The organism is Bacillus sp. FSL W8-0629, from assembly GCF_038593225.1.
Lineage (GTDB): Bacteria > Bacillota > Bacilli > Bacillales > Bacillaceae > Bacillus > Bacillus altitudinis.
Genome location: NZ_CP151975.1, coordinates 3170684 through 3192251 on the forward strand (window position 1 = coordinate 3170684; position 21568 = coordinate 3192251).

Genomic DNA, 21568 nt, shown 5'->3' on the forward strand with positions numbered 1-21568 from the left:
CCTGCTCCCTCTCCTTCTTTATGAAAACGGTTCATTTATTAGTCTCCTTGAGGATCTAATCGATAAGCAATCAGCTCAAAATCTGGTGTATACGTAAAAGTGCCGTGGAGAAGTCCTTTGCCTTTCAACATGAAGTCAAGAATATGGGAATCTCCTGGAGCCATCGGCAAGCTGGGCACATCTTTTACATCATGCCATTTTAAAATGCCTTCCTCCGACTCTGATACGTTTTTTCCTGTAAAGGAATCTGCCATAAAGGTGAACATCATCCACTCTTGAACGATTTGATCGCCTTCTTTTATGATAAAGGTAAATACGCCTTTTAGCTGCGGATTTAAAATATAAATGCCTGTTTCTTCTCTAAATTCTCGAACGACTGAATCCTTGACCGATTCTCCGCTCTCCATTTTGCCGCCAGGTGCTACCCACCAGCCTCGTCTTGGCTTTTGCAGCAAGAGAACTTGATCTTCGTGATGCAGCACACAATTGGTTACTCGTTGCATCAGCTGTCACCTACTCTTTTATGTCTTTTTCTTATTATACAGGTTCATCATGACTCCCACAATGAACATGCCCGTTCTTCACTGAAAACAGACAGGTTTTCGTATGAATATGGTGACGGGCACTTTCTCTATTCTTTATTTTACAACATCTAACGGTTCTCCATGCGTCATTTGTGAACATCTCGTGAATTTCTGATTTTAAGCAAAAAAAAGGACACGGATTCACATCCGTGCCAAACATGTATTCCTTATAAAAGGGGGTCAATTACTAGTTTCATCATAACGGATAATTGTTTCACCCGTGTTACATTCCAGTTAAAAGCCCGTGACGCAATATTAAGGATTTACGACAGCTGTTTATTTCATTGCTTTTAGCTTTTCAGCAAGCTCTTCTACATAATGCTGTGCACTCTGTGCTGCAATACTTCCATCACCTGTTGCTGTGACGATTTGACGAAGTGTTTTCTCACGAATGTCTCCAGCTGCGAAGATTCCTTCAACTTTTGTTTCCATTCTTTCGTTCGTCTCAATGTAACCCTCTGCATTTGTAATCCCTAGATTTTCAAATGGTTTAGACAGCGGCAGCATACCGATGTAGATAAAGACGCCATCTGTTTTGAAGTCTTCTTCCTCACCTGTCACGGTATCAATTAATGTCACACTGCCGACTTTCCCGTTCTCTTCATTGATTTCTTTGACGGTTTTGTTCCACATAAAGTCGATTTTTTCATTATCAAATGCACGTGCTTGTAAGATGCTTTGGGCACGCAGTTTGTCGCGTCTATGGACAATAGTGACTTTAGATGCAAAGCGAGTGAGGTAAACACCCTCTTCTACTGCTGAGTCTCCTCCGCCAATCACGACAAGCTCTTTGTTTTTAAAGAAGGCTCCATCACATACCGCGCAGTATGATACGCCGCGGCCGCCAAGTTCTTTTTCGCCTGGTGCACCGATTTTTTTGTATTCAGCACCTGCCGCAATAATGACAGAGCGTCCTTTGTATTCTTTGGAACCAGCTTTGACGATTTTGTACTCTTCACCATCTACAATTTCTTTAATATCGCCATACGCATACTCGGCACCGAATTTCTTTGCATGCTCAAACATTTTATTTGAAAGTTCCGGCCCTAAGATGCTTTCAAAGCCCGGATAGTTCTCGACATCTTCCGTATTCGCCATTTGGCCGCCTGGAATTCCTCTTTCAATCATCAGTGTTGAAAGATTTCCCCGTGATGTATAAACAGCGGCTGTCATTCCGGCAGGACCCGCTCCAATGATGATCGTATCGTAGATTTTTTCTTCTGACACAACTGTCACTCCCTCTTCAATTGCTGCTAGCATTTCTTATTAGAATGCCCTTGGGTGATGCTTCCATTCATGACAGAGAGCATCATTTCCACTCTTAGCTTTTATTCCTTACCCATATCCTATTAAATCTGCGGGTAATAAGCGAATCATTTGCTCATATCTTCGAAAAAAGAAAAAGCTTCCTTAAACTGCTGTTTAAGGAAGCCTGTTTACGGTTATATAGTAAGTAATGATTTATTCAACGACTCTTCTTACAACGCCATTGAATGCTTTTTTCCAGTAAACGTTGCTCATAGAGTCAACTGAAACACCGCGAGAGCTATTATCGTTCAAGAATGTACCGTTTCCTAAGTAAATACCAACGTGTCCATTTACTTTATACGTATCAAAGAACACAAGGTCTCCGCGTTTCATGTCAGATGCACTTACAGCTCTTCCTTTACCTACAAGCGTATCTGTTGTTGTACCGCCAACTGGTCCAAGGTTGATGCCTGCTGATGCAAATGCCCAGCGAACGAATGAAGAACAGTCAAAACGACGTGCGTCAATATCGGCTTGTGATCTGCCGCCGCCCCATTTATATGGAGATTGTCCTACAATCGTAGAACCTGTGCTGATTGCACCTTCGATACCGCCTACGTTATTGCTGACAGGTGATCCACCGCCAGAAGATGGCTTTTTGCTTGGTGAACTGCTGCTATTGTTATTTGAAGATCCACTGTTATTTGAAGAAGAACCGCTGTCGTTATTAGAGCTGTTGTCTTCTGCTTGAACACTAGCTTGACGCTGCTGTTGTTTTTGTGCTTTTTCTTCTTTTGCTTTTTGAGCAGCTTCTCTTGCTTCTTTTTCAGCTTGTTTTTGAGCAGCGATTGTTGCGTCTTTTTCAGATGCAATGCTGTTTGCCTCAGTGTTTAACTCGCTGATTTGAGAAGAAGCACTTCCTTTTTGCTTTTTCACTTGCTTGAATAGCTTGTCTTTCTCATCAAGCTGTTTATTTAAGTCTGTTTGAAGTGTTTCAAGCTTTGCAAGCGTCTTTTGAACATCTTCAAGCTTTGTATTTAATTCGTTTTCAGACTTTTGTAATTCTGCTTTGTCTCTTTCTTGTTCTTTAATGATTTCGCTGTCTGCGTTGATTAATGTAGATACAGCACCTGCACGGCTGATGAAATCGCTAAAGCTTTTTGCTCCTAGTAATACATCTATGTATTTCGTAGAACCACCGCTTTCTTGAAGCGCACGTACACGCTTTTTCAAGAATTCGTTTCTTTCTTCGATACGTTTTTCTGTATCAGCAATTTCTTTTTTCAGTGCTTTGATTTCTTTTTTTGTTTTTTCGTTTTCTTTTTGTTTTTCTTCGATTTGATCACTTGTTTTTAAAGCTTTTTCGTCAATTTCTTTTAGCTTTAGCGCAAGTGCCTCTTGTTTTGCCTCAAGCTTTGAAAGCTCTTCTTTTTTCTTTTGAAGATTCTTGTTTACCTCTGACTGCTTGCTGTCTAGTTCTTGTTTCTTTTGTTCAAAGTTCTGTGCATTTGCTTCATGAGTAAATGGAATAAATAAACCGCTCGCTCCAATCACCGAAGCTAAACCGAAAGTAATAAACTTTTTCACGTATAGTTCCTCCTTTGACAATTTCCCAAGCGACATGAGAAAGCAGCAAATTCTCTGCGACCAATCTGTGCTTCCTGTGTCTTTCTTCCTGATGATTCAGTCAGATGTTGACCAGATTGTTTCTATCACTAGGTGTTGCATTATGTATAGTAAAATATTTAAATATATGTCTTTGTTTTAATCCACGAGTTTCATTATACATGACACATCGACAAAATGAGCTAATATTTTTATTACATTTATGTTTCAAATAGATGTCGAGATTGTCATACTTCGCCAAATCCTAGCAAATCCCACCTTTTTATCCAAGAAAAAAGCATGACCTTTTCGGCCATGCTGCTGTTATCTGAATCTATTTACCTATTCAAACCATGAACGCACAAATAATATTCTCATATTTTGACAGCGTTTGAACGCTGATCTGAAAAGAAGCTGCGATCTCTTTTTTGCTGACAGCTGATTCTTCTTGTTCATTCATCCATAGATAATAAGAAGCTGCTGCCCATGCAATGGCATTTTTCTTCTCTACGCCTGAAGCGCGTGCTTGCTGAATAATATGGAATAACCAAAAATATGGCATGTGGCTATCAGGCTGCACCGCTTCTTCCAAAGCAGATGCCGCCTGTTTTGCGAAGACCGCATCTTCTGAAAACGATCGTTCTTCCATTTCATCTTCATATAAAAGTAACTCAATAAACTGCTGTTCAAAGGCCGTTTTCGCAGCGCGGGAATCAAGAACAGATTGCAAGACGTCACGTTCACCTTTTTGTTTGCTAACATAGTAGGCAGTGAGTCGTTCCTCAATTGAAACCATTGGCTCAGACTCCTCTGGTTTATCTTGCCACGGCTTGATTTCATCTGCATCAATATCTTCTTCCACCATCTTATCCCAGACGGTTTGCGCCAGCGTTTTGTGGCCCGTATAATAGGCTGCACTTGCCAGCCAGTATAAAAACGTACTATCACCTTGGAAACCTGTTTTATACAAAGAATAAAGCCATTTAAATGCCCATTCAAATTCTCCAACAAGGGCAAATGTTGCGCCAAGCTTATAACGCTGTTCACTTAATATTGGATACACGTGCGTTAATTGCTTCGCTAACAGATTGACCTTTTCTTCTTCTTTTTCATAATGATAGAAAACAAGCTGATTACAAAGGGCATGCAGATTACCGGGATTTTCATGAAGGACCCGGTTCAACATTTCTTTTGCCTGATCGATTTGGCCAGAATAAAAATAGGCCAAAGCGAGATTATTATACGCTGACCAAAACTCTGGATACTCAACAATCATCTGTTCCAGCATCTCGATTGCTTCATCCAGCCTGCCGCTTTCTAGCAAATGGTTGGCTTGATCCTGCTTTACAATCAGATCATCCTGATCATAAGGAAAATCTTCATCAACATCGTCACTCATATCAAGAAGATCGAGGAGATCGTCATTTTCATCTGCAAATTCCCCGTCTTCTTCCAGCGCAGCATAAGCAGTGGCGCATCTATATGCCTCTTGAAACAAACCGAGATTCGCATAATTATTGGCTTTAAAGTAGTGACACTCTGACATATTCTCATCCAAGTGTTCAAGGATAAAATCAAGCAGTTCATTTGATTGTTGGTAATGACCCATTTCAGTATAAATAATGGCAAGCTGCGACAGCATTTCTACATTTTCAGGCTCAAGTACGATGGCCCGCTGTATCAGCTTACTTGCCCTAGACAGATTTCTTTCTCTATATGCTTTTAGACCTTTATGAAAAAAGTAATGCCCATCTTGGAATAGCTGGACGACTTGTGTGTGATTATTTTGAGAAGTGTATTTACTCACCTATACCCTCCATTTCGAACAGTGTACCGTGTGTAGTATAACATACTTCATGAGTCGTCACATAGAACAAAAGGAAAGGAAGGATTTGTTTTTCATTTAAAAGCAAAAAGCCGGGGATACCCCCAGCTTTTCATTCCCCTTGATGGCGCTTTTTCAATACCTTTAATACATCATCAAGAGGCAGCTGCTGTTCACGTAATAACACAAGAAGGTGATACAGGAGATCTGCTGTTTCCCATTTCAATTCTTCTTGATCACGGTTCTTCGCCGCAATGATCACTTCAGAAGCTTCTTCCCCTACCTTTTTCAGGATTTTGTCGACTCCTTTTTCAAAAAGATAGGTCGTATAAGCTCCTTCTGGCATTTCCATCTGCCGTTTCGCAATGACCTGTTCCAGTTCATTTAAAATGGCAAAGCGGTCTTGTTCTCCCCTTTGCTGTTTCACGCCATCTTCTGAAAAACAGCTATAGCTGCCTGTATGGCAGGCTGGGCCGCTTGGTGTCACTAGAACAAGCAGGGCATCTTGATCACAGTCATAGCGAATAGATGTAACACGCTGGGTGTGTCCAGATGTGGCTCCTTTGTGCCAAAGCTCATTTCTCGACCGGCTAAAAAACCATGTTTCCCCTGTCTCTAATGTTTTTTCATAGGATTCTTGATTCATATACGCCAAAGTAAGAACTTCCTTGCTTTGAGCATCCTGTACAATGGCAGGAATGAGACCTGCATCATTAAAGGTTAATTCGTTTGCCTGTTTCATCTTACCTTCACCCCGTGTTCTCTCAAATATGTCTTCACTTCTTGAATGGAGGTTTCTTTATAATGGAAAATAGAGGCTGCGAGTGCGGCATCAGCTTCACCTTTTGTAAAAGCCTCCAGCATATGCTGCGCATTGCCAGCACCTCCTGAAGCAATAACTGGCACTGTGACTGCTTCTGATACAAGCCTCGTCAAACGATGCTCAAAGCCCGTTTTCTCACCATCGGCATCCATGCTAGTCAGCAAGATCTCGCCTGCTCCTCTTCGCACGGCTTCTTTCGCCCAGTCACTCACTTCTAAATCCGTTTGACGGCGTCCTCCGTGCGTATAGACCATGTATGCTTGTTTCTCTTCATCGTATTTCGCGTCAATCGCAACAACTATGCACTGTGAACCAAAAAAGTCGGCTCCTTCTGTTATTAGCTCCGGTCTTAAAACAGCCGCTGTGTTCACAGATACCTTGTCTGCCCCCGCTCTTAATATACGCTTCATATCATCAAGGTGGTTAATCCCGCCGCCCACCGTGAATGGGATAGCGAGAGTGGATGCCACTTGTTTGACCACATCCACCATTGTTTTTCGGCCTTCATGAGAGGCAGATATATCAAGAAAGACGAGTTCATCCGCACCTTCCTCGTCATAGATCTGCGCTAATTCGACCGGATCACCAGCATCCTTCAACCCTAGAAATTGGATCCCTTTGACCACACGCCCTTCCTTTACATCAAGACATGGAATGATTCGTTTTGTCATCATATGCTGTCAAGCCCTTCAAACGCTTCAGCTAAAGCAAATTGCTTTGTGTACAGCGCCTTGCCAATGATTGCACCAGACACACCTGTCTGCTTTTGTGCTGACAGCTTTTGCAGATCACTCACTGCACTGACACCACCTGAGGCAATGACTTGTTTGCCAGTTGCTTCTGCTAATCGAACCGTACTTTCCACATTTGGACCAGACAGCATGCCATCCATTTGAATATCAGTGAAAATAAAGACCTCTGCGCCTTCCTTTGCCAGTTCCTTACCGAGTTCCTCCGCCTTCACTTCCGACGTTTCAAGCCACCCTTCAGTCGATACAAAACCGTTTCGTGCATCAATGCCAATGGCAATTTTCTCTCCATATTGCGCCAGCATTTTTTTCACAAAAATCGGGTTTGACACCGCTGAACTGCCAAGAATGACTCTCGATACGCCATTGTTTAAATAGAATGCAACATCTTCTTCTGTCCGAATGCCGCCGCCAATTTGGACATTCACATCTAATGAGGAAGCAATCGCCAGCACATGCTCGTGATTCACGCGTTTTCCTGCTTTTGCGCCATCTAAATCAACGAGATGTATCCATTTCGCTCCTTCATTTGCAAACCGTCTCGCCATGTCTAACGGTGAATCTCCATAAATGGTTTCTTGGTCATAGTCTCCTTGCACAAGTCGTACACATTTGCCATTTCTCATATCAATTGCTGGATATAATGTAAAATCACTCATTTGCTCACCCTCTGTTCGTTTGCTAATTGAATAAACTGTTTCAGCAGTGCCATTCCTGTTGTACTGCTTTTTTCAGGGTGAAACTGCGTTCCAAACACATTCCCCTTTCCAACAATGGCAGGTACTTGAACGCCATAGGGCGCACTTGCCAATAGATCTTCTGGATTCATGCCGCTCACATAATAAGAGTGAACAAAGTATGCAAATCCTTCCGGCACACCGTCAAATAATGGTGACGGCTGATGAAATGTGAGCTCATTCCAGCCCATATGAGGCACCTTCAGCCTTTGTCCATCCTGATCACGATCCTTCAAAAGAACGACACGTCCTTTTAAAAGGCCTAACCCTTTTGTTTTTCCTGCTTCTTCACTTTCTTCAAACAACAACTGCATGCCAAGGCAAATGCCAAATAACAGCTTTCCTTCCTGGACGACTTGGTGGATAAACGCCTCAAGTCCTGTCTGTCTTAACAGCTGCATCGCATCACGAAACGAACCGACGCCTGGCAAAATGTACGCATCTGCCTTTTTCAGCTCCTCTACTTCAGAAGACACGATATAAGACGCTCCTGCTCGTTCCAGTGCTTTTGATACGCTAAACAAATTTCCCATTCCATAGTCAATGACGCCAATCATTAGAGCATCCCCTTTGTCGACGGAATCCCTTTCACACGCGGATCAATGGTTGTTGCTTCATCTAAGGCGCGTGCCATCGCTTTAAAAATGGCTTCAATCATATGGTGGGTATTGGTTCCATAGTGAACGATCACATGAAGATTGATTCGTGCTTCAAGGGCAAATTTCCAAAGAAACTCATGAACCAGCTCCGTATCAAAGGTGCCGACCTTCTGACTCGGGAAATCAGCTCTCATTTCCAAATGAGGACGATTGCTTAAATCCACGACGACTTGGGCGAGTGTTTCATCCATTGGAACAAAACTAGAGCCGTAGCGCTTAATTCCTTTCTTATCACCGAGCGCTTCTTTAAACATCTGCCCAAGCACGATGCCAATATCTTCTGTTGTGTGGTGATCATCGACATCTGTGTCTCCTTTTGCATCTACAGTTAAGTTAAAGTGCCCGTGCTTTGTGAATAAGTCGAGCATATGCGTCATAAAAGGGACATCTGTTTGAATATCTGCTTTTCCTTCACCATCAATCTCTAGCGCTAACGAAATGTTCGTTTCATTTGTCTGTCTCGCTGTTTCCGCCTGTCTCATTCTGATTCCTCCCGCTTTCTCGCTTCAATCGATCTTGCATGTGCTTCAAGCCCTTCTAATCTTGCAAAAGCCGCAATGCTTTCGCTATGTGTTTCAAAAGCTTCTTTGCTATATGAAATGATGCTCGTTTTCTTTTGGAAATCCGTGACGCCAAGCGGACTGGAGAATCTTGCTGTCCCGTTTGTTGGCAGCACATGGTTCGGTCCTGCGAAGTAATCCCCTACCGGCTCTGGGCTGTAACGTCCTAAGAAAATCGCTCCAGCATGCTTGATTTGACCAAGTAGTGATTCTGGATACGCCGTCAGCACTTCTAAATGCTCTGGGGCTAACTGGTTCACGATATCAACTGCACGATCCAAGGATTCTGTTACGTAAATATAACCATGGTCTTGAATAGATTGTGCTGCGATTGATTTTCTTGGCAAAGTGTCCAGCTGCGCTTGCACCTCTGCTTGCACTGCTTCAGCCAATCCTTTAGATGTTGTCACCAAAATACTAGATGCCAATTCATCATGCTCTGCCTGTGAAAGCAAATCCGCTGCCACCTCATGTGCGGTTGCCGTTTCATCTGCTAAGACAGCAATTTCACTTGGGCCCGCAATCATATCAATGTCTACTTGACCAAATACTTCCCGTTTGGCAAGTGCTACATAAATGTTTCCTGGACCGGTGATTTTATCAACAGGCTGGATACTGTCCGTTCCATACGCAAGAGCGGCTATAGCCTGAGCACCACCCATTTTGTACATTTCTGAAATGCCCAGCTCCTTCGCTGCTACTAGTACAGCGTCAGACAGACGACCGTCTTTTCCTGGCGGTGTCACAAGGACAATTCGCTCAACGCCGGCAACAAGTGCCGGGATCACATTCATTAAAACAGATGATGGATAGGCGGCCGTTCCGCCTGGGACATATACACCGACCGCATCGAGCGGTGTTACTTTCTGACCTAGCATTGAGCCGTCCTTTTGGTGATAAAACCAAGAGGAGGTCAGTTGACGCTCGTGGTATGTTCGAATATTCCGGATCGCTTTTTGGATGATTTGGATCATCTCCGGGTCCAAACGTTCGTAAGCTTTTGTCTTTTCATCCTCCGTCACAAGTGGCTGTTCAATAGAGACACCGTCAAATTGCTTCGTGAAAGACCGTACCGCTTCGTCACCATTTTTTCTCACTTCTTCGATTATTCGCTGAACAGCCAATCGCTGCTCTTCCGTTCCTGTATCTAGAGAACGCTTGAGTGAGAGAGTGTCTGTCTCACCTTCTTGTATGTAGGTGATGTTCATGATGTTTCCTCCCCTTCTCCTTCGATGATTCTTGCCAGACGCTGCGCCATTTCATCGATTACCGCATCCTTCATTCGATAGCTCACAGGATTGACAATAAAACGTGACGTAATGTCACAAATATGTTCCGTTTCGACAAGTCCATTTTCCTTAAGTGTTTGACCGGTGGAGACAATGTCAACAATTCGATCGGCAAGTCCGATGAGCGGTGCTAATTCAATGGAACCATTTAGCTTAATGATCTCCACCTGCTCACCTTGTTCTCTAAAATAAGAAGAAGCGACATTTGGGTACTTTGTAGCCACACGCGGTGCGACACCGCCCCAGCTGGCTCCCGGCAACCCCGCTACAGCTAAATGACATTTGCTAATGTTTAAATCGAGCACTTCGTACACATCCCGTGCTTCTTCAAGCATGACGTCTTTCCCTGCAATGCCCACATCTGCTACACCGTGCTCTACATATGTCGTCACATCCATTGGCTTCGCTAAAATAAAGCGGAGATTTTCTTCCGGTACATCAATGATTAATTTTCTTGAATCTTCGAATTCCTCCGGCAGCTGATATCCAGCCTGTCTTAATAGCCCTGCTGCTTCTTCAAATATCCGCCCCTTTGGCATTGCCATTGTCAACACTTTACCCATTTTGCTCTTCCTTTCTAGCGCCGATAAAATAAGTCACTTGCTCAAATGCCTTGGTCATGGCATCGATATTTTCAATACCTGCTAAGTCTTGGAGAACAATCCTTTTGCCCTTTGCCCGCTCTTTTTCTGCAAAATCAAATGCTTCAAGCCGCTGTTCTTTACTAAAAATCACAGCCTCTTGGGGCTCATTTATTTCTTTTGCGTCGAGTGCCTCAAGAAGACGGTCTAATCGAAGTCCGAAGCCTGTAGCAGGTGCGGGTGCATCAAAGTGAGCAAGCAATTGATCATATCTTCCTCCACTTCCGATCACAGACCCAACATGATCTGCAAATACTTCAAACAAAATCCCCGTATAGTAGCTCATATGACTAACCATGCTTAAATCCAAACGGATATATTCTGTACAGCCGTAATCTTCAAGTGTCTCCCACAGCGCCTTTAACTCCGCAAGCACTTCTTTGCCCTCTTGTGACACCACAATTTCTTCAGCCTGCTGGGTCACTTCTTGACCGCCGCGCAGCTCTAAAAGCTGAAGCAGCCTTGTTTTATCGATGGATGAGAGCGGCAATTGTTTGACATGCTGCCTGTATCCCACATAATTCTTTTCATATAAAAATCGGCGCAATACGTTCGCCCGCTCTGTATTTCCTAGTACATCTAAAAACAAGGTCTCAGCCAAAGCCACATGCCCGATCGCAATTTTGAAGGATTGAAGTCCAGCATTTTTTAATGCAAACACGACAAGCGCTATGACTTCAGCATCTGCACTAATCGAACCATCACCGATCAATTCAATACCGACCTGCTCAAATTCAGAAGGTCTTCCCCCTTCTCTTTCCTGTGCCCGAAACACGTTGGCTGCATAACCGACTCGAAGCGGATACGCCTGTTCGTGAAGCTTTGAAGCCGCCACTCTCGCAATTGGTCCCGTCATATCAGGTCTAAGCACAAGGGTTTGACCATTTTGATCAAGAAGCTTAAACAGCTGCGTATCTGTAATCGCCGATTGAACACCGACTGTATCGTAAAATTCAAGCGTTGGCGTTTCCATTAAACGATAACCCCAACCATTCATGACCTCTGTTAAAGAATGCCTAACTCTTTTCTTCGTCTCATACAATCCTGGTAATGAATCTCGCATACCATATGGTTTTTCAAACATGAACATGTTCTTCCGCACCTCCAACACATTAAAACAAAAAATTCCGAATCCTTTAGTTCGCTAATATGATAATATGCTAACAAAATAAAGTGATTAAATCAATCATTTTTATTTTCCCCTTTTTTTCCTTAATCATTTGTTCATATATTACATTAAAATGACACCTAATCCTTTTTGATCTCTTTGCTTTAGGAACATGCTATAATACTTAAAAATATTGAATAACACAGGAGATTACAGTGAAATTCATCCAGACATTAATCTTAACTTTGTTGTGCGCATGTCTTGTTTATTTCGGCTTTATTTTCATTTCACAATTCGATCAAGTCAAGAAAACAACGTCACCGCAAGAAGCCAAAGAAAAAGAAAATGATACCGCACTAGCAGCAGAAGAAACACGTTCTACGAAAAAAACAGAAACGACACACTCTAGTTTAAAAGGAAATAAAAAAGCCATGGACGTCATCCTCTTTAATCAAATGGATGCACCAAAGCTTTATAACGGATGCGAAGTCACGAGCTTAGCCATGCTTCTTCATTACAGCGGCTATGAGCATATAACGAAAAACGCATTGGCAAACGAGATTAAGCGTGTCCCGCTCAATTATGAGAATGGCTTAAAAGGAGACCCTCATGACGGGTTTGTAGGCGATATGGAGAATGGGCCAGGTCTTGGTGTGTACCACGAACCCATTTATCAGCTTGCGAAAAAATATGTAGGTAATCAAGCCGTTGACTTAACCGGCAAGCCAGTCAAAAAGGCTATCTATCAATCACTTGAAAAAGGTTATCCTGTCTGGGTCATTACCACTTCGACCTTTGCCAAAACAGATAACATTGAAACATGGAATACACCAAATGGGAAAATAGATATCAGCTTTAATATGCACAGCGTCGTCATCACTGGCTACGACAAAGATCACGTCTACTTAAATAACCCATACGGAGAGAAGAATCAAAAAGTCGATCGTGAACAGTTTGAGGATTCTTGGAAACAGATGGGCAGCCAGGCGATTATCATTAAAGCATAAACCACTTCTCCCATTGAGAGAATTTACACATGCATCAAAAACATCCTCCATACGAATGGAGGATGTTTTTGAATGATTTATTTTTTTAGTATTTCCTTCAGACGGTCTTCAAGCTTTTCAGCCGTCATCGCACCCCCACCAAGGCTGATGTATTCATCCCCTTTTTTTAGTAAAAGTGTAGGATAGCCATTCACGTTCAATTGCTGAACCTTTGCAAAATCGGCATACGCATCATTGATCGTTTCTGTCTCCTTCATTCGTTCAACTAATACATCAGGGTCAAGTTGGTGTTTCATAGCGATATCTCTATAAGTTTCTTCATCACTTAGGCTTTTTCCGTCTTGATAAAAGGCTTTTTGCATAGATGAAGCCAAGTACAATGCATGCTCTGGTGCGATGGATCTTAATGCAGAAAATCCAATTGCAGCAGCCTCAGAGTCTAAAATGAATGTTCCGTTTTCTAGCAACTCTTCGTAACGGTCTCCAAATTCGACACCTGTCAGCTGACTGATACGCTCATTTGCTTCTGAAATGTGTGGATAATTCTTTATCGGTAGACGACGCTCTCCTACAAATAAACCGCCCGATACAAGTGTCAGTGGTATCTCAGGGTGATTTTCGTGTAAAGTACGGATGCTGTTGGAAAATCCATAACACCAGCCACAATACGCATCCCATACATAGATGAAAGATTTTTCTTGATCATTCATAAGACAGACTCCTCACTCATCGTTTTTTAGCGACAATGAAACGCATGTTATTCTACTTATTCTGCTTCAGAAACCACAGTAAAACGTTCTCCAACATGAGCAGCTTGTTCTATCTCATCGACAAGTGCAACGGCATAGTCAGCATAACTCACATAGCTGTCACCCTTTGAATTGACGATAAGATGGTCTTTGCCTTTCACATAAGCACCTGTCCGTTTGCCTGCTGGATTAAAGAAGGCTGCTGGACTTAAAAATGTCCATTTTAATCCTTCGGTCTTTTGAAGATCTATTAAATTTTCTCCTTGGTGTGAAGCAGTAGCAAGGTATTCCTTTGGAAACTCCGGTGTGTCCATCAGTCTAGTTGTTTTGGCCTCATCTACAAATAAACTTCCAGCACCTCCCACAACGATTAAACGCGTTTCTGGTGTCTCTTTCAAGAGATGAATGAGTTTTTTCCCTGCTTCTACATGAAGGTGCTCTTGTCCTGCTGGTGCACCAAATGCGTTTACGATCACATCAAAACCTTTGACGTCTCCTGCCTCTAAGTGAAAAACATCCTTTTCTAAAACAGCTGCTGATGAATTGGTCACTTTTTGTGCATCTCGAACGATTGCCGTTACTTTGTGCCCTCTCGATTGAGCTTCTTGTAAAATGTGTTGTCCTGCTTTACCTGTTGCGCCAATGATTCCAATGTTCATGTAAATTCCTCCTACAATATATTGTTATTTTGATCACTTAAGATGTAACAACGATAGTTACAACAGAGGTAAAAAAAATTGAATAGATCATCCAATTTTTTTGATTAAAACCTGCGTTAGTTCACTTAATTTGATCTCAGCAAGCACTTGCTCCATCGCACTTTGAGCACGGCACAAAATTAATTCTAGTACAGCTTGAATATTTGCACCGATCGGACAGTCAGGGTTTGGGCTTTCATGAATTTGAAACAACTCTCCCTCATCCACAACTTCAACCGCTTTATACACATCGAGCAGTGTCATGTCATCTTCACTGCGATTCAATTGAGAACCGCCTTTGCCAAGACTCGTTGAGATTAGGCCTGCTTTTTTGAGCTTACTCATGATACGGCGAATCACCACTGGATTTGTATTGACACTTCCTGCGATATCCTCCGATGTCTGTAAAGAACCTTTTTCAAGTGATAGCAAGGCCAGAATATGGACAGCGACAGTAAATCTGCTGCTGATTTTCATGTTTTCTCACCTCTGTTGTAATCATTATAGTTACACCAAGTTAGAATGTCAACAAAAAAGTCTGCCGAGCTACTCAGCAGACGAAGATTGACGTGCTTCCATTTCCTCTTTCGTATAAATCATCCGCATTGGATTTCCTCCAACAAAGGAGCCTGCCGGAACATCTTTGTTCACAAGAGTTCCCGCCGATACAATCGCACCATCACCAATTGTCACTCCAGGTAGAATCGTTGAATTTGCTCCGATTAACACTTCATCACCAATATAGACTTCCCCAAGCCTATACTCTTTAATCAAATACTCATGGGACAGAATGGTTGTGTTATAGCCAATCACACTATTTCGACCGACAGTGATTTTCTCAGGAAACATGAGATCGACCATCACCATTAAAGCAAACGCCGTATCCTCCCCGACTTTCATTCGAAGGAAGGTGCGATAAATCCAATTTTTCATTCCCATAAAAGGCGTATACCTTGCCATTTGAATAAAGATAAAGTTTTTCACAACCTTGAGAAAGGGGACCGTTCGATAGACTTGTCTAAGCGAATTGACCCCTTTGACAGGATAACGATCTGTTTTTCTCAACTTAATCAGCTCCAACAATCGCCAAGAGATCACTCATTTTCTGCAGCATATAATCTGGGCGATGCTTTAACAGGGCTTCTTCTCCCTTAATAGACCAAGCAACACCTGCTGTTTTCGTCCCTGCCGCTTGACCAGATAAAATGTCGTGATAATTATCACCAACCATGATCGCCTCATGCGGATCACTGCCAAGCTTGGATAATGCCAGTTGAACTGGTTCTGGATGCGGCTTTTCATTTTGTACATCATCAAGTGTGACAATGACCTCAAAAAATGGCTCCAATCCAGTCAGCTTTAATCCCATTAAGACCGTATCACGGATTTTTGTTGTCACAATACCAAGCTTAAACCCTCGATCCTGGAGGATTTTCAACGTGTCTAACACCGTCTCGTACTCCGTCACAAGCAGGTCATGCTGTTCATGATTAAACGTTCGATACATCTGGATCATGTCATCTGTCAGATTCGGATCCATTGCAGAGAATGTATCAAATAATGATGGACCAATGAAATGAAGGATATCCTCACGGCCGTATTGACCAGGGTAATAATGATCAAGCGTATGCTGAAATGAAGCAATAATTAATTCATTTGTATTGATTAATGTGCCATCTAAATCAAATAGCACTGTGTTAATAGTTGATTGGTTCATATAGCTTCCTTTCTAACAGCTGCATGTTCCCGCCTCCGCCAAATATAGCTGATGGCAGCTGTCAATAAAATAGCAGAAATAAGGCGAATAAGAAGAAGCGGCCAGACTGGAATACCTAAAGGAATGAAAATCAGTGTATCTTCGACCACCGCATGACACGCCACAAGGAAAATGAAAGCAAGCGTTAAATCCTTTTTGCTGACACCGTCCTCTTCCACTGCCTTCATCATGACGCCTGCCCCGTAGGCAAGACCAATGGTTAAACCAGCCACCATCGTCATAGACGTATTTTCTTTCATTCCAAGCATTCTCGTAAAAGGAGACAGCCACTTAGACAGCGTATGAAGCCACCCTAAGTCTCTCATGAATTGAATGATGATCATGAGAGGAATGACAATACAAGCCAGCTGCAGCACACCAAGAACAGCTTTCTGTAAAGCAAGAAGTACGATCATATACCAGCTAGAAGGCACATCAGCCGACTGAGCAGCTGTCAGCAAACCATATTGCGCCGGCTCCTCGCCCCCCTGCCAAACGAGGTGAATGACAATTGCTGACACGACGGCAAGACTGATTCTCACCAGCAAAATGACAGACACCCGCAGCCCAACCTTCGCCGCCACTGTTGATTCGATGATCAAGTTGTGACAAAAGGAGAGCATGACCGCTAAAATGAACACTTCCTTCACAGGCAGCTCTAATGTCAAGATGGCTGCAATACCCGCATACAAGTTCAGCATATTTCCTAAAACAAGCGGAATGGCCGCTTCCCCTGAAAGACCAAACAGACCCATAAATGGACGGATGAATTGTATAATCCAATCCATCACAGGTGTATGCTGCAAGATACTAACGAGAATGGTAACCGGAAAAATGACTTTTCCAAGTGTCCAAGTTGTCGATAACCCTGCTTTCAAGCCGTTTTTCCATGTCTCCCCCATCTCTTATCCCCCTTGCTTAATTTGATGAGTTGTTCTCTTTATACGGTATAGATGCATATCCCTTGATTCTTCTAAACACAATCAGCAAAACAGCCACTGCAAATATGGCAATTGAAATCATCTGTGCAATTCGAAGATGCTCAGTTAGCATTAAACTGTCTGTTCTCATTCCTTCAATGAAGAAACGGCCGATTGAATACCAGATTAAATACGACAAGAACATTTCGCCTCGACGCAATGATGTTCTACGTAATAAGATTAATATCAAAACGCCTGCGATATTCCATAATGATTCATATAAGAACGTAGGGTGATAGTAGGTCCCGTCAATGTACATCTGATTAATAATAAACTCAGGCAGGTGCAAATTTTCTAAAAAGGCTCTTGAAACAGCCTCACCATGCGCTTCCTGATTAATAAAATTCCCCCAGCGCCCGATGGCTTGCCCTAGTAAAATACTAGGCGCTGCGACATCGGCGATTTTCCAAAAGGACACCTTCCTCACTTTAGTAAAGACAATCGCTGTCAGCACCGCTCCTATCAGTCCGCCATGTATGGCAATTCCGCCATTCCAAATCTTGATGATTTCATTTGGGTGCTGCTGATAATAATCCCATTCAAAGGATACATAATAAATTCGTGCACAAATAATGGCGATAGGAATGGCAAATAAGATGAGATCAATAAACATATCTTTATTGATGCCTCTTTTTTCACACTCCCTTAATGCGAGCCAGAGTCCAAGCAGGGCTCCGACACCAATAATCACACCATACCAATGAACCGAAATAGGTCCGAGCTGAAAAGCAATCGGATCAATTGGTTGAATTGCTTCATTCATATAGACAGCTCCTATTCATCCTGGCCATTGTCTTCAATGACATCGGCAAGTTTACTTGTAAATTGTTCCGCTGCATTATGTCCCATTCGTTTCAATCTGAAGTTCATTGCAGCTACCTCGATGATGACCGCTAAATTTCGTCCCGGACGTACAGGGATGGTCAGCTTTGGTACATCTGTATCGATGATCCGCATTTTTTCTTCCTCAAGTCCTAAACGGTCATACTGTTTGCCTTGTTCCCAAAGCTCAAGGTTCATAACAATCGTAATTCTCTTATAGCTTCTGACAGCGCCCGCTCCAAATAAGGTCATCACATTAATAATGCCTAATCCACGGATTTCTAGAAGGTGCTCAATCAGCTCTGGTGCGCTTCCAACTAACGTATCCTGATCCTCTTGCCTAATTTCCACGCAATCGTCTGCAACCAGCCTGTGTCCTCTCTTCACTAATTCTAAAGCCGTTTCACTTTTACCTACGCCACTTTTTCCAATTAACAGCACACCTACACCATATACATCTACGAGTACGCCATGAATCGCAGTCGTTGGTGCAAGCTTGCTTTCTAAGAAGTTCGTTAATCGACTCGAAAGTCTTGTCGTTTTTAAGCTTGAGCGTAAAACCGGCACTCCATTTTCGTTTGAAGCTTCGATCAATTCCTTTGGTACTTCACGATCTCGTGACAAAATGATGGCAGGGGTAATATCTGTACAAAGAGACATCATTCTCTGCTTTCGTTCGCGTTCTGGGAGCTGTTCAAAAAAAGAAAGCTCTGTCTTTCCTAAAAGTTGAACTCTTTCTTTTGGGTAATATGTAAAATATCCAGCCATTTCAATACCTGGTCTGGAAAGATCACTGATTGTAATGGGACGATTAATCCCTTCTTCCCCACTTACCAGTTCAAGATGAAATTGTTCCATTATGTCCTTCGTACGAACTTTCGGCACGCTTCTTCCTCCTTTTATCGCAGGCGTTTCAGAAATACAGCTCTATTTTATCACTTTCAATGATGAACCCAAAATAGTATTTTATCCTGATCCTGTTTCATCACATTTACTGGTATAGACAACTATACTCAAAAAAGGTAAACTGAATCTAACGACGAGAATAAGGGGGCACAATCATGAGCAGTTCTTTATTGCTCTCCAATATTCATATTGTGACAAAGACAGAAATCATTGAAAACGGTTTTGTCGGTTTACGCGATGGCAAGATCGACTATATTTCAACATCACCGCCGACAGGAAATTATGAAAAAGTATATATTTCCCGGGAAAACTTTTATTTACTCCCCGGAATGATTGATATTCACATCCATGGGGGATATGGTGCAGATATGATGGATGCGACACCAGAAGCCATGAATACACTTGCTGATCACTTACCCGCAGAAGGAACGACAAGCTTTTTAGCAACAACCATTACACAAAATCATCAAGAGATTGAGCAAGCACTTAAAAATGTCGCACAGTGGAGACCCTATAATGAAAAGCAGGCTGGAAGTCAGTCACAATGTTTAGGCATTCATCTAGAAGGTCCTTTTATTTCTAAAGATAAAGCTGGAGCGCAGCCTGCTCAATGGATTACACAGGCTAACCTTCCTCTTTTTGAGAAATGGCTGAGTGCATCAGATCAGCTGATTCGAATTGTCACTTTTGCACCTGAGGAAGATACTGATTTTGCATTTCTTTCCCTGCTAAATGAAAAAAATATCATTCCTTCTATTGGACATACAAATGCTCCTCATGACATGATTGAACTAGCAGCAAAGCACGGCGCGCGTCATGTCACGCATCTTTATAATGCGATGAGTTCATTTCAGCATCGTGAGCCAAATGTTGCAGGGGCTGCGCTTACAAACGAAAAGCTTTTGACTGAGCTGATTACAGATGGCATTCATTCACATCCTCTTTCCGTAAAGCTTGCGTATTTGGCAAAGGGTAGTGAACGTTTGATCATGATTACAGACTCAATGCGTGCAAAAGGACTTGGAGAGGGAACCTACGAATTTGGCGGACAGACTGTGACAGTCAGCGGTGAAAAAGCATTGCTGGCAGATGGAACACTTGCAGGATCGATTTTACAAATGAAAGATGGGGTCAAACGTATGAGACAGATCACACAATGTGGATGGACAGAAATTGCTCAAATGACCTCAACAAATGCAGCCACTCAGCTCGGGATCGATCATCAGCTCGGTTCGATCGAAGTTGGAAAACTGGCAGACTTGGTCATTTGGGATGAAGCTGGCGAACTCATGATGACGATCTGCCATGGACAAATCGTTTATGAAAAAAAGGAGGCCACACACTGATGAACATCATCGAATTTGCAGATAAAGATCAATTAGGAAAAGCAGCTGCTGCTTTCATTGCACGTACCATTAAATCAAAAACAGATGCGGTTCTCGGTCTGGCAACTGGCGGTACACCAATTGACACTTATAAAGAGTTAATTCAGTTGCATCAAACAGAACAATTGTCTTTCAAACAAGCAAGAACAGTGAATCTGGATGAGTACGTGGGAATTGATCCAAATCATGAAAATAGTTATATGACTTACATGAAGCGTCATTTATTTGACCATATTGATCTCCCATCAGATCAATATTTCCTCCCCAATGGTGCTGCTTCTCACTTGGAAGAAGAGTGCTTAAGGTATGATCAGCTCATTGAAGATTTAGGGGGCATTGATCTTCAGCTACTTGGTATCGGACAAAATGGACATATCGGGTTTAATGAACCTGGTACTCCCTTTGACTCAAAGACGCATGTCGTCCAATTAGATGAACACACTCGCCAAGCCAATGCAAGGTACTTTTCTTCTATAGATGAGGTACCTACACATGCCATTACAATGGGAATTGCAAGCATTCTTTCAAGTAAAAAAATTCTCCTTCTCGCATCAGGAAAATCAAAAGCGGACGTGATACAATATTTAGAACGAACAGAGATTCACCCAGACTTCCCTGCATCTGCTCTGAAACTTCATGAAGATGTGACGATTTTTATTGATCGAGAAGCTGGTTCACTACGCTAAACACGAGAGGATTTTCACATGTTTATTGATAAGCAGTCACCTATCCCCATGTACCATCAGATTATGGAGAACTTGAAAAAGCAGATTGAGGATGGAACGTTAGCACCTGATACACTCATTCCTTCTGAAAGAGAATATGCCGAACGCTTTGGTATTAGCCGAATGACTGTCAGACAAGCCTTATCGAACCTTGTGAACGAAGGATATTTATACCGGCAAAAAGGAAAAGGAACATTTGTTAGCCGAAAGAAGTTTGAACAACCGCTTCAAGGCTTAACAAGCTTTACAGAAGATATGCGTCAACGTGGGCTCAAAGCTTCAAGTCAGTTGATTGATTTCAAAAAAGTCGCATGCCCAGAGCACTTGCTGCAATCATTACAGCTGTCGAACAGTGAAGATGTCTATGAATTAAAACGAATCCGCCTTGCAAACGATGAACCAATGGCTATTGAAACGAGTTATATTCCTGAAAAATTTGCTGGCGAGCTCACAAAGGACCATTTAACTGGATCTTTATATGAATATATAGAAGCGAACACAGGTCTAACCATTGCCCATGCCAAGCAGGAGCTTGAAGCCAATGTTGCTTCAAAGGAAGAAGCTAACGTGCTGTCTATTTCATTAGGGGACCCTGTTCTCTCCATTGCAAGAACAACTTATTTTCAAAATGACCTTCCATTCGAGTATGTCATGTCCGTTTATAGAGGGGATCGATACAAGCTCACTCACACAATGGAAAGATAAAACTGTG

The 21568-nt window shown here is 42.5% G+C and carries 24 protein-coding genes; 4 read left to right on the forward strand and 20 right to left on the reverse strand.

What is annotated here, in order from left to right; all coding sequences use genetic code 11:
• Positions 1 to 38: 38 nt before the first annotated feature.
• From NSQ17_RS16520 to NSQ17_RS16575, 12 genes are all read right to left on the reverse strand, one after another.
• A complete protein-coding gene (locus NSQ17_RS16520; RefSeq protein WP_008348133.1) occupies positions 39 to 503 on the reverse strand; it encodes an 8-oxo-dGTP diphosphatase in 465 nt (154 codons plus the stop codon).
• 357 nt (positions 504 to 860) lie between these two features.
• A complete protein-coding gene (gene trxB, locus NSQ17_RS16525) occupies positions 861 to 1811 on the reverse strand; it encodes a thioredoxin-disulfide reductase (protein WP_024719880.1) in 951 nt (316 codons plus the stop codon).
• Between the two features lie 234 nt (positions 1812 to 2045).
• Positions 2046 to 3419: an NlpC/P60 family protein gene (locus NSQ17_RS16530; protein ID WP_041091649.1), complete on the reverse strand. Its 1374-nt coding sequence runs from the start codon at positions 3417 to 3419 to the stop codon at positions 2046 to 2048.
• A 364-nt stretch (positions 3420 to 3783) separates the two neighbouring features.
• Complete coding sequence (locus NSQ17_RS16535; RefSeq protein ID WP_058336955.1) at positions 3784 to 5244, reverse strand: tetratricopeptide repeat protein; 1461 nt, start codon at positions 5242 to 5244, stop codon at positions 3784 to 3786.
• A gap of 130 nt (positions 5245 to 5374) precedes the next feature.
• Positions 5375 to 6004, reverse strand: coding sequence for a bifunctional phosphoribosyl-AMP cyclohydrolase/phosphoribosyl-ATP diphosphatase HisIE (gene hisIE, locus NSQ17_RS16540; protein ID WP_039169086.1), 630 nt, complete (start codon positions 6002 to 6004; stop codon positions 5375 to 5377).
• A complete protein-coding gene (gene hisF, locus NSQ17_RS16545) occupies positions 6001 to 6759 on the reverse strand; it encodes an imidazole glycerol phosphate synthase subunit HisF (RefSeq protein ID WP_035389615.1) in 759 nt (252 codons plus the stop codon). Before hisF ends, hisIE begins: the two co-directional genes overlap by 4 nt.
• Positions 6756 to 7493 carry a 1-(5-phosphoribosyl)-5-[(5-phosphoribosylamino)methylideneamino]imidazole-4-carboxamide isomerase gene (gene hisA / locus NSQ17_RS16550; RefSeq protein ID WP_217967804.1) on the reverse strand — a complete coding sequence of 246 codons (738 nt, stop codon included), beginning with the start codon at positions 7491 to 7493 and terminating at the stop codon, positions 6756 to 6758. The genes hisF and hisA overlap by 4 nt, the downstream gene beginning before the upstream one ends.
• Positions 7490 to 8128, reverse strand: coding sequence for an imidazole glycerol phosphate synthase subunit HisH (hisH, locus tag NSQ17_RS16555; protein WP_041091643.1), 639 nt, complete (start codon positions 8126 to 8128; stop codon positions 7490 to 7492). Before hisH ends, hisA begins: the two co-directional genes overlap by 4 nt.
• Complete coding sequence (hisB, locus tag NSQ17_RS16560) at positions 8128 to 8712, reverse strand: imidazoleglycerol-phosphate dehydratase HisB (RefSeq protein ID WP_017368110.1); 585 nt, start codon at positions 8710 to 8712, stop codon at positions 8128 to 8130. Before hisB ends, hisH begins: the two co-directional genes overlap by 1 nt.
• The gene (gene hisD, locus NSQ17_RS16565) at positions 8709 to 9998 is read right to left on the reverse strand and encodes a histidinol dehydrogenase (RefSeq protein WP_342467607.1); all 1290 of its coding nucleotides are present in this window, start codon (positions 9996 to 9998) and stop codon (positions 8709 to 8711) included. Before hisD ends, hisB begins: the two co-directional genes overlap by 4 nt.
• Complete coding sequence (hisG, locus tag NSQ17_RS16570) at positions 9995 to 10642, reverse strand: ATP phosphoribosyltransferase (RefSeq protein WP_007500071.1); 648 nt, start codon at positions 10640 to 10642, stop codon at positions 9995 to 9997. Before hisG ends, hisD begins: the two co-directional genes overlap by 4 nt.
• Positions 10635 to 11810 carry an ATP phosphoribosyltransferase regulatory subunit gene (locus NSQ17_RS16575; RefSeq protein WP_268382129.1) on the reverse strand — a complete coding sequence of 392 codons (1176 nt, stop codon included), beginning with the start codon at positions 11808 to 11810 and terminating at the stop codon, positions 10635 to 10637. Before NSQ17_RS16575 ends, hisG begins: the two co-directional genes overlap by 8 nt.
• Positions 11811 to 12043: 233 nt before the next feature.
• On the opposite strand from NSQ17_RS16575, the gene NSQ17_RS16580 reads away from it, so the two are divergent.
• Positions 12044 to 12835 (forward strand): C39 family peptidase, encoded by a 792-nt coding sequence (locus NSQ17_RS16580; protein WP_017368114.1) that lies wholly within the window; start codon positions 12044 to 12046, stop codon positions 12833 to 12835.
• Between the two features lie 77 nt (positions 12836 to 12912).
• Here NSQ17_RS16580 and NSQ17_RS16585 read toward each other — a convergent pair whose 3' ends face one another.
• The 8 genes from NSQ17_RS16585 to hprK form a co-directional block, all read right to left on the reverse strand.
• Positions 12913 to 13545, reverse strand: coding sequence for a DsbA family protein (locus NSQ17_RS16585; protein WP_135009648.1), 633 nt, complete (start codon positions 13543 to 13545; stop codon positions 12913 to 12915).
• Between the two features lie 56 nt (positions 13546 to 13601).
• Entirely contained in the window at positions 13602 to 14243 is a 642-nt protein-coding gene (locus tag NSQ17_RS16590; RefSeq protein ID WP_268382132.1) for an NAD(P)-dependent oxidoreductase, read from the reverse strand.
• A gap of 87 nt (positions 14244 to 14330) precedes the next feature.
• Positions 14331 to 14759 (reverse strand): Rrf2 family transcriptional regulator, encoded by a 429-nt coding sequence (locus NSQ17_RS16595; RefSeq protein ID WP_024719891.1) that lies wholly within the window; start codon positions 14757 to 14759, stop codon positions 14331 to 14333.
• Positions 14760 to 14828: 69 nt separating this feature from the next.
• Entirely contained in the window at positions 14829 to 15347 is a 519-nt protein-coding gene (locus tag NSQ17_RS16600) for an acyltransferase (protein WP_024719892.1), read from the reverse strand.
• A gap of 1 nt (position 15348) precedes the next feature.
• Positions 15349 to 15999, reverse strand: a complete 651-nt coding sequence (gene ppaX, locus NSQ17_RS16605) for a pyrophosphatase PpaX (protein WP_058336962.1) — start codon at positions 15997 to 15999, stop codon at positions 15349 to 15351.
• Positions 15996 to 16940 carry a nucleoside recognition domain-containing protein gene (locus tag NSQ17_RS16610; RefSeq protein ID WP_047945643.1) on the reverse strand — a complete coding sequence of 315 codons (945 nt, stop codon included), beginning with the start codon at positions 16938 to 16940 and terminating at the stop codon, positions 15996 to 15998. The genes ppaX and NSQ17_RS16610 overlap by 4 nt, the downstream gene beginning before the upstream one ends.
• A 16-nt stretch (positions 16941 to 16956) precedes the next feature.
• Entirely contained in the window at positions 16957 to 17781 is an 825-nt protein-coding gene (gene lgt, locus NSQ17_RS16615) for a prolipoprotein diacylglyceryl transferase (RefSeq protein WP_035701537.1), read from the reverse strand.
• Between the two features lie 11 nt (positions 17782 to 17792).
• The gene (gene hprK, locus NSQ17_RS16620) at positions 17793 to 18725 is read right to left on the reverse strand and encodes an HPr(Ser) kinase/phosphatase (RefSeq protein WP_003212943.1); all 933 of its coding nucleotides are present in this window, start codon (positions 18723 to 18725) and stop codon (positions 17793 to 17795) included.
• Between the two features lie 176 nt (positions 18726 to 18901).
• On the opposite strand from hprK, the gene nagA reads away from it, so the two are divergent.
• From nagA to NSQ17_RS16635, 3 genes are read left to right on the forward strand one after another with little or no spacing between them, the layout of a single operon-like run.
• Positions 18902 to 20092, forward strand: coding sequence for an N-acetylglucosamine-6-phosphate deacetylase (nagA, locus tag NSQ17_RS16625; protein ID WP_326242375.1), 1191 nt, complete (start codon positions 18902 to 18904; stop codon positions 20090 to 20092).
• On the forward strand, positions 20092 to 20817 hold the full coding sequence (gene nagB / locus NSQ17_RS16630; RefSeq protein ID WP_025208039.1) for a glucosamine-6-phosphate deaminase: 726 nt from the start codon (positions 20092 to 20094) through the stop codon (positions 20815 to 20817). Before nagA ends, nagB begins: the two co-directional genes overlap by 1 nt.
• Positions 20818 to 20835: 18 nt before the next feature.
• Entirely contained in the window at positions 20836 to 21561 is a 726-nt protein-coding gene (locus NSQ17_RS16635) for a GntR family transcriptional regulator (protein WP_041507821.1), read from the forward strand.
• Positions 21562 to 21568: the final 7 nt, after the last annotated feature.